Genomic DNA, 1,030 nt, shown 5'->3' on the forward strand with positions numbered 1-1,030 from the left:
AATCTCTACCAAACAGGTAAAACTCAATCCGAACTCTGTAAAGACTATGGTGTCTCCCCTTCTGCACTTGCAAAATGGATCAAGCAGTACTCTCAAGTTCGTCTTGAAGATAATACGGTCTTGACTGCTAAACAGATTCAAGAATTACAAAAAAGGAATGCCCAACTCGAAGAAGAAAATCTTATCTTAAAAAAAGCAAGTGCCATATTCATGCAAAACTCCAAGTGAGATTAAAAGCAGTCTATAGACTCCGATTTGAACACACGACAGTTATGCTCTGTCGTGTTTTACATGTCAATCGTTCCACCTACTATAACTTCATAAACAAGAAGCCCTCAAAACGTGAAATAGAAAATCAACGCTTGAGAAAATTACTCCTTGAGATTTATATGAAAGCCAAGAAAAGAATTGGAACGAGAGCTTTTAAAATTATTCTCCTGCGTGATTATGGCGTTAATATTTCTGAGGGGCGTATCTTAAGACTTCTCAAGTCTATGACACTCCCTAAAATGTCAACGATTAAACCTAGAGTTAAATCAAAACACTCTCCTGCATTTTCTTCTGATAATCTCCTTAAACAAGAATTTAATCCTAAGTCCCCGAATCAAGTATGGACAACTGATTTCACTTATATTTCTATAGGACATAGACGGCATGTTTATCTCTGCGCCATCCTTGACCTCTACTCTAGAAAATGTATTGCTTGGAAAGTAAGTGACAGGATTGATGCTAAACTTGCCTGTGACACATTAGGGATGGCTATAAATAAGAGGAAGCCTAAGGAACCAATCATTTTTCATTCGGATCAAGGTAGCCAATTTAAATCAGCTTCCTTTAGAAAAATATTAGATGAGCATCAATTGCTTGCTTCTTACTCCAAACCTGGATATCCTTATGATAATGCTGTCACTGAGGCCTTTTTCAAGTACCTCAAACAACGGGAAATAAACAGAAGAACTTATCACTCCATTCAAGAAGTTCAACTCTCTTGCTTTGAATACATCGAACAGTTTTATAACAACTATAATCC

General features: G+C 36.7%; 1 pseudogene. It reads left to right on the forward strand.

Annotated elements, in window-relative coordinates:
• A pseudogene (locus SM191_RS19490) lies at positions 1-1,030 on the forward strand (IS3 family transposase); the annotation flags it as partial.

Origin of the sequence: Sphingomonas sp. 2378, assembly GCF_038084995.1 — a bacterium.
Lineage (GTDB): Bacteria > Pseudomonadota > Alphaproteobacteria > Sphingomonadales > Sphingomonadaceae > Sphingomonas.